The 13,804-nt window shown below is 55.3% G+C and carries 15 protein-coding genes; 2 read left to right on the forward strand and 13 right to left on the reverse strand.

The annotated features are described in order from the left end of the window. Nucleotides 1-45: 45 nt before the first annotated feature. Genes NVIE_RS07095 through purM form a run of 6 tightly spaced genes read right to left on the reverse strand, consistent with a single transcriptional unit; the run spans nucleotide 46 to nucleotide 6,507 of the window. The gene (locus NVIE_RS07095; protein ID WP_075054653.1) at nucleotides 46-1,005 is read right to left on the reverse strand and encodes a DHH family phosphoesterase; all 960 of its coding nucleotides are present in this window, start codon (nucleotides 1,003-1,005) and stop codon (nucleotides 46-48) included. Continuing rightward, nucleotides 1,002-1,658, reverse strand: a complete 657-nt coding sequence (locus tag NVIE_RS07100) for an HAD family hydrolase (RefSeq protein WP_075054654.1) — start codon at nucleotides 1,656-1,658, stop codon at nucleotides 1,002-1,004. Before NVIE_RS07100 ends, NVIE_RS07095 begins: the two co-directional genes overlap by 4 nt. 44 nt (nucleotides 1,659-1,702) lie before the next feature. Next, a complete protein-coding gene (locus tag NVIE_RS07105) occupies nucleotides 1,703-2,119 on the reverse strand; it encodes a hypothetical protein (RefSeq protein WP_075054655.1) in 417 nt (138 codons plus the stop codon). 50 nt (nucleotides 2,120-2,169) lie between these two features. Further along, complete coding sequence (gene lysS, locus NVIE_RS07110) at nucleotides 2,170-3,816, reverse strand: lysine--tRNA ligase (protein WP_075054656.1); 1,647 nt, start codon at nucleotides 3,814-3,816, stop codon at nucleotides 2,170-2,172. A 6-nt stretch (nucleotides 3,817-3,822) separates the two neighbouring features. Then, complete coding sequence (locus NVIE_RS07115; RefSeq protein ID WP_227717524.1) at nucleotides 3,823-5,421, reverse strand: tRNA uridine(34) 5-carboxymethylaminomethyl modification radical SAM/GNAT enzyme Elp3; 1,599 nt, start codon at nucleotides 5,419-5,421, stop codon at nucleotides 3,823-3,825. A gap of 48 nt (nucleotides 5,422-5,469) precedes the next feature. Further along, nucleotides 5,470-6,507, reverse strand: coding sequence for a phosphoribosylformylglycinamidine cyclo-ligase (gene purM / locus NVIE_RS07120; RefSeq protein ID WP_075056063.1), 1,038 nt, complete (start codon nucleotides 6,505-6,507; stop codon nucleotides 5,470-5,472). Between the two features lie 199 nt (nucleotides 6,508-6,706). Between purM and NVIE_RS07125 the strand changes: the two genes are divergently transcribed. Together NVIE_RS07125 and NVIE_RS15360 are read left to right on the forward strand one after the other, a co-directional pair. Further along, nucleotides 6,707-6,910, forward strand: a complete 204-nt coding sequence (locus NVIE_RS07125; protein ID WP_075054657.1) for a hypothetical protein — start codon at nucleotides 6,707-6,709, stop codon at nucleotides 6,908-6,910. Between the two features lie 58 nt (nucleotides 6,911-6,968). Further along, complete coding sequence (locus tag NVIE_RS15360; RefSeq protein ID WP_158435129.1) at nucleotides 6,969-7,121, forward strand: hypothetical protein; 153 nt, start codon at nucleotides 6,969-6,971, stop codon at nucleotides 7,119-7,121. 4 nt (nucleotides 7,122-7,125) lie between these two features. Here the strand turns inward: NVIE_RS15360 and NVIE_RS07130 are convergent, their stop codons facing one another. From NVIE_RS07130 to ureC, 7 genes are all read right to left on the reverse strand, one after another. Beyond that, nucleotides 7,126-8,079 carry an urease accessory protein UreD gene (locus NVIE_RS07130; protein ID WP_227717526.1) on the reverse strand — a complete coding sequence of 318 codons (954 nt, stop codon included), beginning with the start codon at nucleotides 8,077-8,079 and terminating at the stop codon, nucleotides 7,126-7,128. Then, nucleotides 8,079-8,738 carry an urease accessory protein UreG gene (gene ureG / locus NVIE_RS07135; protein WP_075054658.1) on the reverse strand — a complete coding sequence of 220 codons (660 nt, stop codon included), beginning with the start codon at nucleotides 8,736-8,738 and terminating at the stop codon, nucleotides 8,079-8,081. The genes NVIE_RS07130 and ureG overlap by 1 nt, the downstream gene beginning before the upstream one ends. A 35-nt stretch (nucleotides 8,739-8,773) precedes the next feature. Next, on the reverse strand, nucleotides 8,774-9,481 hold the full coding sequence (locus tag NVIE_RS07140; RefSeq protein ID WP_075054659.1) for an urease accessory protein UreF: 708 nt from the start codon (nucleotides 9,479-9,481) through the stop codon (nucleotides 8,774-8,776). Then, nucleotides 9,471-9,986: an urease accessory protein UreE gene (locus tag NVIE_RS07145; RefSeq protein WP_084790682.1), complete on the reverse strand. Its 516-nt coding sequence runs from the start codon at nucleotides 9,984-9,986 to the stop codon at nucleotides 9,471-9,473. Before NVIE_RS07145 ends, NVIE_RS07140 begins: the two co-directional genes overlap by 11 nt. A gap of 4 nt (nucleotides 9,987-9,990) precedes the next feature. Beyond that, a complete protein-coding gene (locus tag NVIE_RS07150; protein ID WP_075054660.1) occupies nucleotides 9,991-10,383 on the reverse strand; it encodes a hypothetical protein in 393 nt (130 codons plus the stop codon). Then, nucleotides 10,380-11,936 (reverse strand): TCP-1/cpn60 chaperonin family protein, encoded by a 1,557-nt coding sequence (locus NVIE_RS07155; protein ID WP_158435130.1) that lies wholly within the window; start codon nucleotides 11,934-11,936, stop codon nucleotides 10,380-10,382. The genes NVIE_RS07150 and NVIE_RS07155 overlap by 4 nt, the downstream gene beginning before the upstream one ends. A 129-nt stretch (nucleotides 11,937-12,065) precedes the next feature. After that, nucleotides 12,066-13,793 (reverse strand): urease subunit alpha, encoded by a 1,728-nt coding sequence (ureC, locus tag NVIE_RS07160; protein WP_075054662.1) that lies wholly within the window; start codon nucleotides 13,791-13,793, stop codon nucleotides 12,066-12,068. Nucleotides 13,794-13,804: the final 11 nt, after the last annotated feature.

A 13,804-nucleotide genomic window follows, 5' to 3' on the forward strand; every position in this document is an offset into this window, starting at 1 on the left:
CTAAACTTTTAAAGTGTTTGAAAGCAGGCGGGACGATTGTGACGACTATTTATCCTTCTTCCCGACGGCCTTTGCCACGGCCGCTTCCAGTTCTCCGACAATTGCAGAAATGTCAGAGGGGTCGCTCTTGAAGGTCGCGCCCGCCGCATAGTCGTGGCCGCCGCCTTCCGGGAGGTACGAGGCCACCTGCCTGCATGAAACGCGCTCATTGCTCCGGCGTATGCTCACCTTGCCTTTTGTGCTGTAGAACATGGCAAGGTCGGCGCCGGTTGCGGCAAATACCTCCTCCGAGAAGAGGCTGCTGTTGAGGTACGGCGACGACTGGACGTACGCCACCTTGATGCTGTCGACAGCTCTTACTTGCAAGGTCGAGAGCGCCTGCACCTTGGCCTCGTCGCGCAGCTTGGAATACCTGGCATAGTCTTCGTGCATGTCCGTGTCCCACAGGATGCCCTTTGCAGACTTTTTTGCAAGCGCGGACAGCCGCTCGTAAAAGTCCGGAAAATTCTGGTAGTAGCGTATCAGCTCTGTTATCGGCGTGAGGTACTGGTCTTTAGTGAAAAAGTCCATCGTGTGCGCCATGCTTGCCAGCTTTTTCGCAAGGTCGTTTTCCGGCACCAGCCTTTCGTACATCAGGTCTGCCGCGCACTTTCCTCCCGACGGATCATGCACCAGCTCCGCGTAGTCCTTGACCGCGTCGATTGCGGCCTGCGACCATGGGTGGTGGTCGACCCACATCAGCTTCCACCCGTTGCGCGACGCGTCTGCAAATATCTGCCTGCACGCCTCTATCGCGTCGTCGTTCAGGCCAAGGTCTGCGACGATGACAAGCCCGCGCTCCTTTGAAAAGTGCGTCGCAGAGTAGAGAAAGTTGCCCATCTTTTGCATGTTCTCCACGCCGTAGCCGAGGAACACGGTTGCCGCCTGCGGGTAGCGTATGAGGCCGATTGCGGCAGAGTAGAGCCCGTCAAGGTCAGACTCGTGGGAAAATATGAGAACCTTCATTGTCGCAGGCACATCTCCTTTAGCGGGCCCTTTAATGAACTTGTTTTTTCAAAGATCCTGTCTTTTGCGATGATGCCTTCAAAGTCAGAGTGCAGAAGAGGCGTGTTGTTCAGGACGACGTAGCAGGATATGCCGGCGTTATTTGCCGCGCGCACGCCCAGAGGCGCGTTTTCCACGACTACCGCGTCCTTGGCAGATACGCGGAGTCTTGAAAGCGCGGTAGTAAACGCAAGCGGGTCGGGCTTGCCCCTCTTTATGTCGTCTGCCGTTATGATGGCGTCGAATTTTTCTTTTCCGATGGTCTCGTCAAGTACCGACTCGACGTCATGCTTGTTGGAGCCACTTACAACTGCCTTTGGACATGCAAGGCTTTCAACCATCTCCTTCACGCCTTCGAACGCTTTGGGCTTTTCCATTTCTTTGAACAGTCTGTCTTTTTCCGCCATTATCTTCTTGACAAGCGACAAATCAGAATTGTGCTCCGCAAGTATCTTTTCTGTCAGCTCTGCCCCGCGCATCCCCTCAAGGACATATATTGTGCGCTTTTCAATCCTGATGCTGGCGATATTCTGAAATGCCTGCACCCATGCCTGCGAATGCGGCGGCATCGAATTTACAAGCACGCCGTCAAGGTCAAAGATGATCCCTTGCACGACGGAAAAGACTTGGGTGCGCTATAAATTTGCCACTGGCAGGATTAGCGATACCTTTCCATCCACTCGTCGTTTCGGTAGTGGTCGGGGTTGAGCCTAAAGCCCTGCGTCTGCTCGTGCGGGACGTCCTTTAGCTTCAGGTTATAGTTCAGCTTTTTCTTCTTCATCATCTTGGTAAGCCATAGCACAAAGCAGTCCTCGATGGTGTTTGCCTCCTGCTTGTTGATTTCAGGGTAGATATCAAGGAGCACCTCGACGAAATCCGGCTCAAAGTAAAGCATGAAAAAGTCCCACCCGAGGGCCTTGCCGGCGGACGAGCACTCGACGTTTCCCTTTGCATGCGCGCCCCATTCCAGGCCGCCGATAAATTCCATTATCCGGGCGTGCTCTTTCTCAAAGTTGATGCAGGAGCCCTGAATGGCTATCATGGGCGGCTTGTCTGCATACTTGCGGTTCACCAAGGCTGTCGCCGCAGTACCTTGGCTGACACTCTATTTAAGTAAATTGCATGCTAGAGGTAGCGCTTTAGCACAGAGGACGCGCGCTCATAACCCAGATCGAGGAAATAGTTGCCAATCCTCGGACCCCTGTCGGCGTTCAGGAACATCCTGTACAGCAGCGTGAACAGCTCTTTTGGCTCCATGCCGTTTGCCCGGGCAATGTCAAACACCCTTGACTGGAGGGCCTTGGCGTTTTCCGGCGTCTCTTGCACGCCTGCAAACTCGCCAAGCACGCCAAGAAGATCAGTTACTGCTTTTTTCTGGCTGTCTGTCAGCTGCACCTCGAACTTTTCTTCGTGCTGGCTGGCGTTGTCGTCCGCCCAGTTTGCGGCAAGTTGGATCTTGCGCATTATCGCGTCGCCCTTTTCCTTGACCATGCCATATTTTACAAGGCGGGAAAACACCTTTTCAAGCCTGTCCGGGTCGCTTGGGTATATCGACGCCTGCTGTACAAGAAAGCGATAGAGCGCGTGCGGCGCTGGCTGCTTTGGCGGGTCCAGCTTGTTGATGTATTCGTATATGCCCTTTATCTTGGTCAGTTTCGCAGGGTTGTCCTCCTTTACCTTGCCAAAGTAGAGATCCTCGTACGAGTCGTACTCGTCCATCAAAGCCGGCACGTCTTCAAGCCCGACGTGGTGCGTGCCGGCGATGCGCTTGAACAGCAACAGCAGTATCGATTCCGGCGTGCCGTACCTCAGCCACATCTGCGGCGTCAGCACGTTGCCGGCAGACTTGCTTATCTTTTTGCCCGACTTGTCAAGGAACATTTCGTATTTCACGTGCAGCGGATGGGGGTGCCCCAGTATCTCGTCGCAGACCCAGTCGTTTACGCGCACCGAGTCCATGATGTCCTTGCCGTACGCCTCAAAGCGGACGTCAAACGCCTGCCAGCGCGCGGCAAACTCGACCTTCCACGCAAGCTTGCCCTCGCCTTTTGTAATGTCGGCCTCGCCCCTGTGGCCGCAGCCGGGGACCTCGTTCTTGCCTATCCTGCTCCCCTTGCATGTGTACGTCACTTTCTTTTCATCAGGAAGGTACTTTTCTGCGGCCGCCGTGTACAGCCGGCCGCAACTGGAACATACGGGAAAATAGGGGAGCACGCTCACGTACTTGTCCTGCCCCACAAACTCGGCTATCTTTTTGCCCAGCTTTTCGCTGCTCTGCAGTATCCTGTCTATCTGGCTGACGAGTTTTCCAGACTTGTAGGCTTCACGTCCGCTCTGGAAGCGGTATTTTATCCCGGCCCTGTCAAGGCCGTCAAGGAGAAGGCTGCTCATGTGCGCGCCGTACGACGCGTGGCAGCTGCCGAAAGGATCAGGGATTTCCGAAACTGGCCTTGCGATGTGGTCCTTGAGCCAGTCGGGAAGGCCGGCGGGTATCTTGCGCAGGCCGTCCATGTCGTCTGAGTAAGCAATCAGCTCAGCTCTGTAGCCCATGTTCTGTAGCGCAAGTGCAATCCCGTACGCCCTGACGGCGTCTCCCATGCTTCCAATGTGCGGGATGCCGGAGGCTCCAAGGCCGCTTTCCACCCGGATAAGATCGAGTTTGCGGCCCAGCTTTTTTTCCCTCTTTATCAGCGTGTCCGCTACCTTGTCAAGCCACGTGCCCTTGCCAATCACTATCTGCTGCTGATTATGATTATCTTCTTCTTCATTCATCTATTATCATAGCACCTTTGAAACGTAAGGCCCGTCTTGACGGTATCCTAATCGTGTTTTATAGTATTCCCTTGTCCCGACCGCGCTGATGACCGCGATTTTTCCTGCGCCAAGCTCGTCTTTTGCAATCCTCTCGGCTTCCTGCATGAGCTTCGTCCCGTAGCCCCTGTGCTGGTACGACGAGCTGTCGGCATCAAGGCCAACTCCAAGCGCCTGTCCATATACATGAAGTTCGCGCACGATGGCGACGTTTTGCAGCTCTTGCCTGTGCGGGCTGTTTACTTTTCTCAGGCGCAAAAAGCCGAGGATTGTCTTGCCGTCGGCGCTTTCGTACGACAGGAAGATTTCCCTGCCGCCCGACGCGGCATAATCAGTCCTCTTCATCACGACCTCGTCTTCTGCAGGATACCGTTTCTGCAGACCAGCCTCCCGGCACCTTATGCATGTGCAGTCGTGGCCTTGCTTTTTCAAGCGTGCAAGCACTATTTGCCGCAGGTTTCCACTCTTTGGCCCTGCAATGATGTCGTCAGACTCGATCTCGCGCTGGACGCGCATTATGCGCACGTACTGCGGAACCATTTTCTTCATTTCCACAATCACGTCAACAAGGTCGTCGTCAGAATATGCGCAGTACTTGCCGCTGCTGTAAAGCTTGTACAGGCCGGTGTGCTCCAGCACCAGCGTCGGGTAGACCTTGAGCATGTCCGGCTTGAACGCCTCGTCCTCGAACAGCCTCTTGAAATCGGCAATGTCTTTTTCCGGCGAAGAGCCGGGGAGCCCCGGCATCATGTGCGCCACAATCTTGTAGCCCGAGTCGCGGGTTATGCGGAATGAATCAATGACGTCGTCAAGTGTGTGACCCCTGTTCACAAGTTTGTAGACGTTGTCGCGCAATGACTGGACGCCGATTTCCACTCGCGTGACTCCAAGCTCCAGCATCAGGTCGACGTGCGGCTCCTTGCAATAGTCGGGCTTGGTCTCGACGGTAAAGCCGACGCAGCGGTTCTCTGCGCGCTCGTTTGCGGCCATTGCCTCCTGCAGGTTTTTCGACCTAGAGCCGTTTAGCGCGTCGTAGCATGACTTGGCAAACTCGCGCTGGTAATCCTCTGGCATGAAGGGAAAGGTGCCGCCCACAATGACTAACTCGGACTTGCCAGTGTCGTGGCCCCGTGACTGCAGCTGTTTCATCTTTGAGGAGACCTGCTCGTACGGGTCGAACTGGAACTTTTGCGCGGCCCTTGTGGCAGGCTCTGTTCCCGTGTACGAAAGCGGCGTGTTGAACTCGATGCCGCCGGGGCAGTAGATGCACTTGCCGTGCGGGCATTCGTACGGCTTGGGCATCACCGCTATCACGGCCACGCCGGAGGCAGTCTTGGCCGGCTTGACCATCAGCAGCTTGCGGTACCTGCTGTTTTTTGGCAGGTAGCTGATGATGTGCGCGTTTTTTGGCATCGTCGACAGGTGAAAAGAAGATGAGACGTCCCTGACTATCTGGCGCACCTCGCCTGCCGACAGCGGCTGCTGCTGCTTTTCGACAACAAGCATGGCTATGGTCCTGCACGCCTGCTGGTAGTTCGGGTCAGAGTCGGCAGCCGCGCTTAGCAATATTTTTCAAAAATGCTTTTGTTCGCATATTAATTTTTGCAAGGCTCTCTAGAGCGCCTGCTTCTTTTTTCCTTCCAGTGTTGCGACGACGCCTGTTCCTTTCTCTATCCTGCCGACTGCCTTGCAGCCCATCTTGTATCTCTTGAACGTGCGGATGACCTGCTCGGTACTTGCCTTTGGCGCAATGACGCAAAAGCCTATTCCCATGTTAAACGTGCGGTACATTTCGCCTGTCTCGATGTTGCCGTCTACCTGTATCTGCAGGAATATGCCCGTCGGGGCAGGCAGGCCGTCAAGGCAGTACTGCACGTTTTTGTTCAGGCGCGGCAATTTTGTAAACGAGCCTCCCGTGATGTTGGCAAGGCCGTGCATCGCGATCTTCTTTTTGAAAAGCTCCATCACCGGCTTTACGTAGATCCGCGTCGGGATCAACAGCTCTTCGCCCACCGTCTGGACAAGATGCTCGGCGCTGTCATCTACAGAGTATTTCGATAACAACACTTTTCGCGCAAGGGTATATCCGTTTGAATGCAGCCCGCTGCTCTCTACGCCAAGGATGACGTCGCCGGGTTTTATCGCGCCACCAAGGAGCGGCTTGCCACCATCCACGGTCCCAAGTACCATGCCGGCAAGGTCAAACGCGTTTTCCTCACCTGCTATGACATCAGGCAGGACAGCAGTCTCGCCTCCCACGATTGCCATCTGCGACTGCTTGGCGCCTTCCACCAGCCCGTGTGCGATTTGCTCAAGCAGTTTTTCGTTCGCCTGCCTGAGCGCGATATAGTCGATGAATGCCACAGGCTTTGCACCGACGCAAATAATGTCGTTCACGTTCATTGCGACGCAGTCGATGCCAACGGTGTCGAATTTGTTCATGAGCTGCGCGACAAGCACTTTTGTGCCCACGCCATCAGAGTGCAGCGCAAGCGTCTGCGAGCCGAGCCTGACAAGCCCCGCGTAATGCCCAAAGCCGGAAAGCACCTTTCCCGCGGAGATCATCTTGTGCGTGGCAGAAATGATGTCTCCTATCGACTTTTGCGCGGTGCGGATCTTGCCGACATCGACGCCGGCGTCGCGGTATGTCATCCTCCTCTCTTTCAATACGGCCAGATAAGGCCGAGCTCGTTATAAATAATAATACATATTTTTTCAACTGCCTGGAAGATGACAGAACGCGTGGTTTTTGCATTCTTTGCTTTCAGAAAATAAAGGCGCAAAAATTGAGCTGTGCTAAAAGAGATCCTGCCCGGACAGCATAAATCCAGCGCAGGTAGTGACTACCCCGATGACGGAAAGCGAAACAACGATGCAGATGGTTCTGAATCGCAATCGAATTACTGTAAGCATCACCATGTTTGGCGGCGGTGTGCTTGTCACAAGGGTGTTTGAGGGTAGTGGCTGTTATGACCAGCTTGTGGATTTTCTCAAGAGCCAGTTTGGTATAGGCAGCGTGATACGCTCCTCCATTATCATTGCTGATGACAGATGATAATGACGATGAAGACGAAGAATGCTTAATAGTAATCTCTTGGCAGTACACATGCAGATTGAACGCGTTTGACAAGAGCAGGATGAGCATCACGGCCTGGTGCGAGGATTGCGAGTGCGTGTTTGACAACAGGTTGGAAGTTGAGGCGCACCGGCAGGAAAAAGGCCATAGGGTGAAGGTGACCGAGTTCTGGGTCACCGGCAGGAGATAAGAGCTTAGGCCTTTCTGATGCCGCTGAACGGCGCGTCAAGTATGGTCCTTCTTGCCACCCTTACAACCTCAAACACTGCGTTGCGCAGCAGGTTTGCCGTATCTCCAAGCATCCTGACTATTACTCCCGAGTTGTCTGGAAGTATGCTTGCACCGGCGTAGAGATCCTTAGAGTAGCCAGCCAAGGCCGAGTTGATCTTGTCATGCAGTTCGGCGACGTATTTTGACGGTGCAAGCACGTACATGCTTCCCACGGTATCATAGTTTTCCAGCACTCCAAAAGCCTTCATGCTCCGCTTTTTTGGCTCCAGGATTGCAACGTCTACAAATCTCATGTTGCCGTCCTGGTTTGCGGCCTGGGCCTTCATGTAGCAGATGTCGTACGCAAACGACTCGCCCCTTGCAACCCTGCCAGGAGTCATGATCTCCGAGTACAGCATGGTAGCGCTGTCATGGACGCGCAGGTTGGCCACCTGGTAGAACCGTGAATCGACGTACGGTATTATCTGGTCCGGGATGTACTCGAAATAGCATCCTTCTCCAACGTCGACGTTCACTATCTGCGTTGCAAAATTCTTTTCCATCCTGTAGACACGCGTGGCTCCCTGCGTGGTAATGTGCGCAAGGGCGTTGTTGCGGAGCGTGATATCCATGCGGTACCTGTCGCCCTGAAGAATCCCGCCAGACGGCGAGATGATGTAAAGGTACGCCATCGACGGCAGCGCCTCTTCGAGGTACAGCGCGCGCTGGGTGTAGAGCGGAACCCGGGAGTACTGCTCCTTTACAGAGGTCTTGCCGTTGTGCTTGTCCCTTTCCAGCCTCAGTATCAGGCCGCCAAGCTTGCCGGGATTTCCCACGCCAAGCTGGTCCAGCTTTGAACCGTACGTCTGCACTTCAGGCGGTATTGCATCCGGGATGTAGTACTCCAGGTCGTCGACAGTCGTCTTTTTTATCATCATCAAACAGCGGCCTTTGGTGGCGATTCAAACAGGACGTCCCTGATGATGTGATCTGCAACCTGCTGGACGCCCTGGCCGGACCTGCAGTTGACAAACACGTATGGTTTGCCGCCCCGGATTGCCTTTGCGTCTCTTTCCATTATGGCAAGGTCGGCGCCGACATGGGGAGCCAAGTCGATCTTGTTTATGACCAATAGGTCGCAGGTCTCTATTCCAAGCCCCCGCTTTCGCGGGTACTTGTCGCCGCCGGACACGTCTATTATGTAGATGAAATAGTCTGCAAGGGCGGGGCTGAAGGTGGTGGTGATGTTGTCGCCTCCGCTTTCGATGAGTATGAGATCCAGGTAGCCGTGCTTGGACTCCATTTCCTCTACGACTGAAATGTTCATCGACGGGTCTTCCCTGACTGCGGTGTGAGGGCATCCGCCTGTCGCCAGCCCTATCACCAGCTCTTCAGGAATCAAGTGCTGCCGGGTGGCAAGGTTCTTTCTCATCCTGTCCGCGTCTTCGCGTGAAATCACGTCGTTTGAGATAATGCCAGCCTTGTACCCCTTGGAGGCTAGAATCGGCACCACCATCTCTATCAGCATAGTTTTTCCCGATCCGACGGGGCCTCCGATCCCCACCCGTGGAATCCTTTTGACTGTTGCGCTGCTCATGTTTTTCTTCTATCCCCAAATGTAGTGCGTCCAGATCAAGTAATAAACATTTTAGAAGTCATATTTTCGTGCGACATCTGCACTATGTCGACCTGCGGGGCAAACTGCCACATGCCTTCAACCGGCCTGTTTATGTTTTCATCGACGGTCCTGGCTATCACAGGCTTGAGCTCGTCGATCATCTTCTGGCCTTCAAGGTGCTGGAACATGCCAAGCCGCAGGGCCGCTCCCACCATCCCTACCGAAAACGAGTACAGCATGGCAAGGCCTGCCTTCCTCTTTGGGATGGACAGCGCGTTGCACGCAACTGCCAGCGCGACTGGATAGGGGCCAAAAGCCTGACCGCTCTTTATCGCCGCGGCATATTCGTTGAGCACCTTATCTTTGGTCACAAAAAAGTTCGTGCACCTTAGCATCTGGGTCCCGGACCTTGCAGAGGCGTTTCTTATCTCCTGGACCAGCTTCATTGAATGCAGGATCTTGTCCACCCGGATAACATTCTTGACGTCGGACTTTGACGCGTACTCGTAGGCGTTGCCCAGCGCCGCGCAGTCTGCAGGCCCCATCTGGTGCTCGATGTATATCCTTATGAGCTCGCGAAGCTCTGCAGGCTTCATCTTCCTTCCGCTGTAAAAGAGCGCTTCAAGCCCGTTTGAGGTCGTGTACATCCCGGTCGGAAAGAACGAGTCGGCAAGCTGCATCATGCTCAGGTCTGCGATGTCGCTGCTATCGCTAGTGCTCATGTACGTCCATCCCCTCCTCCGGCTCAAACACCATCCTGGCGCCCCTTATTTCCAGGTGCTCGTTCATATGCCCGAAAAGCTTGCGGAACATCTCAAGCTCGCTGTCGGCCTGGATGGGGAAATAGATCCTGCTGCCTTCCAGCTTGATCGGCCTGTGCAGGTTCCCGATTGTGTGGCCTATCCTCACTGGCACCTCTATCAGGTCGTCTTTATGCAGGTTATCCTTGACCTCCACCACCGCGACATTTTCCGGCTCTAGCTCGACTACCACCATCCTGTCGGCCGTCAAGAGCACGACATCGCCGTGCCTGAGCTTGCTCCCCGGCGGGAGGACGATTGCAATGTCCGTCCCCTTGTCGGAAGATTTGCGCATCCTTACCCTCTGGGATTCTAGGCGGCTTATCCTCACCGTCTCGCCCGGGATCTGGCGGTATTTTTCCTTCAGCGAGGCGTCGCGGTAAATGTTGCCAAGTATCGAGGTTGCAGTTATCATCGCAGTCGTCATTATTTTATTCAGGCAACCCCTTCTTTTTCTTCTTTGATTCTGCAATTATGGCGTCTTTATTTACGACTCTTATCATGTCTGCCAGCCTCTTGGTATAGTCGACTGTTCCATAGTGCTTGTAGGCCGACCTGTCAACCGTAGCAAAGATCATGCCGCTGTCGTCCATTTTTACGCGGGCGCCTTTTTCAAATTTTTCTGCTATGATGCAGGTCGTGACCCTGTGATCTTGAAAGTCAAGATTCAGGTGCGAGGCAGGGTCGACAAGCCCCGACATCGAGTCTATCTTGCCAGCAAACACCGTGACGTGCCTTACCTGCGTGGGATCTATCACCTTCATGTCTTCTCCCACGTTTGCTTCCTCGACGCAGTGCCGGATTTGCAATTTTATCAGCGTCACCTCTTTGTTTCCGTCATTGCCTGCGGGCTCAGGTCCTCGGCCGCAAGGTTCCTGTCTATGCGCAGGACCGACTTGGCTATCTCGCCGGCGGCCTTTAACGCCATGGTCTTGACCATGAGCGGATCTATGACCCCGATGTTCCACATGTCCACCGGCTCGCCAGAGTTGATGTCGATGCCGTAGCCGGGTGGAGAGGTCTTGGCGGTCATGACCCTTTCAAGCCCGTTAAATCCTGCGTTGGTCAGTATCTGCCGCATTATGCTTTCCAGCGCGGCGGCTACCACTTCGAGGCCCACCTGCTCAAGCCCCTTGAGCCTCGCGTTCTTGACCTTGTCCATTATGTGCAGCTCCGCAGCGCCTCCTCCCGGGACCACGCCCGTGTTAAGGGCCGCCTCGGCCGCGTTTACGCCGTCAATTGCCGCCCGCCATCTCTCAAGCGACGTCTCTTTGGTCGTTCCCGAGACCACTATGGTCACCATGTTTTTGCCGGCGCCGCCTTCGATGTATACGATGCCGTTGTCCTCGTCTTCGTAGATCCGCTCGGCCCTGCCCAGGATGTCGTGCTTTTTCAGGTCGTCGGCCACCCTTGCGGGCTTGGCGCCGGTGTACCTTGTCAGGTGGTCGATCTCCTCCGTGGCTACCCTTGCTGCAAAGACGCCCCTTGCCACAAGCATGTCCTCGACGGCCTGGTCCACCTCCGGCGACGCGATCAGGATCGCGTTGGCGCCGGTCTTGAGCATTGCGTCGACCATTTCCCGGGACTTGGCCATCCTGTCGTTTTCCATGAGCAGGATCTCTTGGTAGTTCTTGTTCTCCTTGATCCACGACTCCTTGACGGGCTTTAGGTCCATCTTTGTGATCAGAATCCTTGCGCCCCTCACTTCCTGCGGGACCTCCGGGTCGAGCCTCTTTCGTTCAAGCACTATTCCGTTGACCACCTGGTCGTCCATGCTGGTCTTGCGAAGCACCATGATGGCCTTGCCAAAGTCGTACTCGCCGTTGTACTTGGCGTTTTCGCCCACTGTCCGGAGGGCGGTGATGACCATCTTGGCGAGCCGGGCGCCGTCCAGTTTCGAGGAGAGCGAGGTCGTCACCACGTGCTCCAGCTCGCGATCGTTGATGGATATGGACTTGGCATCCTCCTCAAGAAGCTGGCAGGCATGCCTGACGCCGCTTTCGATGCCCTCGACCACCTTGGTCGGGTGGACCCCAAGCTCCTTTATGAGCCGCTTGCCTTCCTTTATCATCTCTGCAGACATTACCACTGCCGTGGTCGTCCCGTCCCCGACCAGCTGCTCCTGCCTCTCTGCTATCTCCACTATCATTCTTGCAACGGGGTGGATGGCCTTGAGCGAGAGCAGGATGGTGACGCCGTCGTTTGAAACGTGCCTGTTCATGGCCTGGTCTATAAGCAGCTTGTCCAGGCCCTTTGGGCCCAGAGTCGTCCTCACGCAGTCGGCCACCGCCATGACCGCGCTTGAATTTGATTCCAGAGCGTTGTACTCCACGTGCTCTGCTATTGGACGCCAGACTCCATAATTAGGTGCGGACATATTGGCAGCCGTTTGCATTTCGGTCGAGATAAAGGTATATTGCGCATGTATGCAAAAAATTGCGCATTTCAGGCAAGGATTGAAAAGAAATTGAAGGGAGTGGGCGCAGGCCCACTTTATCCTCTTCTTCTAGGCCATGAAGTACCTCTGCGCCAGCGACAGCTCCTCCGCAGGCCCCACGGTTGCGATCTTGCCGTCCAGCTTGACCTCGTACGTCTCTGGGTCGATGGTTATCTTGGGTGTCGCGTCGTTCCACATCATGTTCTTCTTGCTGATGTTCCTGCAGTTTTTGACAGGCAGGCAGATTTTTTCCAGGCCCAGCTTTTGCGGGACGCCCAGCTCCATCGCCCTCTTGGACGTGAAGGTGTAGCTCGTCTTGTGGACTGCCTTGCCCATGGCGCCAAACATCGGTCTGTAGTAGACCGGCTCAGGGGTCGGGAGCGACGCGTTGGGGTCGCCCATTATCGACCATGCAATAAAGCCTCCTTTCAGAACCATCTTGGGCTTGGCGGGGAAGAACGACATTGGATACATCACAATGTCCGCGTACTTGCCCACTTCAAGCGATCCAAGGTACTCCGAGACGCCGTGCGTTATGGCGGGGTTTATCGTGGTCTTGGCGATGTACCTCTTTGCCCGGAAATTGTCGTTGTCGCTTGCATCCTGCTCTAGCTTGCCCTTCATCTTCTTCATCTTGTCTGCAGTCTGCCACGCGCGGATGACCACCTCGCCTATCCTCCCCATCGCCTGGCTGTCTGACGAGTACATGGAAAGCACACCCTCGTCGTGCAGGACGTCCTCTGCTGCGATGGTTTCCGCCCTGATCCTGGACTCGGCAAACGCCACGTCTTCAGCGACTGCAGGGTTCAGGTGGTGACAGAACATCAGCATGTCCAGGTGCTCGTCCACGGTGTTCTTGGTGTAGGGTCTTGTCGGGTTGGTCGACGACGGCAGCGCAAACATCTCTCCGGCGATCTTCATGATGTCCGGCGCGTGTCCCCCGCCGGCCCCTTCCGTGTGGTACGTGTGGACCACCCTGCCGTCTATAGCGTTGATGGTATCCTCGACGTACGCGCACTCGTTTATAGAGTCGGTGTGGATTGCGACCTGCGTGTCCGTAAGGTCCGCCGCCCTGAGCGAGGCGTCCAGAACGGCCGCGGTGGTGCCCCAGTCCTCGTGATCCTTCAGGCCGCAGACGCCCGCGTCAATCTGCTCAAGCTGGGTCGCCAGCGTCGGATGCGAGTCGTTTCCTTTGCCCAAAAAGCCCCAGTTCATTGGAGTGTCCTCGACTGCTTCCATCATCCTGCTTATGTTGTACACGCCGGGCGTGCACGTTGTCGCGTTTGTGCCGTCCGCAGGCCCGGTTCCTCCGCCTATCATGTTGCAGATGCCGTTGCTGATGCCGTCTATGTACTGCTGCGGGGCGATCATGTGTATGTGCGTGTCAAAGTGGCCGGGCGTGCATATCGTATGCTCGCCGGCGGTCGCTTCCGTGCAGGCCGACACCACCATGTTCGGGTTAACCCCGTCCATTGTGAGCGGGTTGCCGGCCTTTCCAACCCCTGCTATCTTGCCGTCCTTGATGCCAATATCAGCCTTGACTATCCCAAGCACGGGATCCAGGATGACCGCGTTTGTTATGACAAAGTCCAAGGCGCCATTCTTGTTCGTGACACCGGGCGTCTGGGCAAGGCCGTCTCTGAGCGTCTTGCCTCCGCCAAAGACACACTCGTCTCCAGGCGTGATAAGATCTTTTTCTATCTGTATCATGAGGTCCGTGTCTCCAAGCCTCACCTTGTCGCCGGTGGTCGGCCCGAACAGGTCGGTGTATTGTTTGCGGGTTAATTTCAGGACCATTTTCTTCTCCG

The sequence above is a fragment of the Nitrososphaera viennensis EN76 genome, assembly GCF_000698785.1.
In the GTDB taxonomy this organism is placed as follows: domain Archaea; phylum Thermoproteota; class Nitrososphaeria; order Nitrososphaerales; family Nitrososphaeraceae; genus Nitrososphaera; species Nitrososphaera viennensis.

What these genes read in the sequence shown, in the direction of transcription:
- lysS (WP_075054656.1), bottom strand. Translation starts at nt 3,816, where the DNA reads ATGAATGAAGAAGAAGATAATCATAATCAGCAGCAGATAGTGATTGGC.
- NVIE_RS07130 (WP_227717526.1), bottom strand. Translation starts at nt 8,079, where the DNA reads ATGATGATAAAAAAGACGACTGTCGACGACCTGGAGTACTACATCCCG.
- ureG (WP_075054658.1), bottom strand. Translation starts at nt 8,738, where the DNA reads ATGAGCAGCGCAACAGTCAAAAGGATTCCACGGGTGGGGATCGGAGGC.
- ureC (WP_075054662.1), bottom strand. Translation starts at nt 13,793, where the DNA reads ATGGTCCTGAAATTAACCCGCAAACAATACACCGACCTGTTCGGGCCG.
- NVIE_RS07155 (WP_158435130.1), bottom strand. Translation starts at nt 11,936, where the DNA reads ATGTCCGCACCTAATTATGGAGTCTGGCGTCCAATAGCAGAGCACGTG.
- NVIE_RS07125 (WP_075054657.1), top strand. Translation starts at nt 6,707, where the DNA reads ATGACGGAAAGCGAAACAACGATGCAGATGGTTCTGAATCGCAATCGA.
- purM (WP_075056063.1), bottom strand. Translation starts at nt 6,507, where the DNA reads ATGACATACCGCGACGCCGGCGTCGATGTCGGCAAGATCCGCACCGCG.
- NVIE_RS07140 (WP_075054659.1), bottom strand. Translation starts at nt 9,481, where the DNA reads ATGAGCACTAGCGATAGCAGCGACATCGCAGACCTGAGCATGATGCAG.
- NVIE_RS07095 (WP_075054653.1), bottom strand. Translation starts at nt 1,005, where the DNA reads ATGAAGGTTCTCATATTTTCCCACGAGTCTGACCTTGACGGGCTCTAC.
- NVIE_RS07145 (WP_084790682.1), bottom strand. Translation starts at nt 9,986, where the DNA reads ATGACGACTGCGATGATAACTGCAACCTCGATACTTGGCAACATTTAC.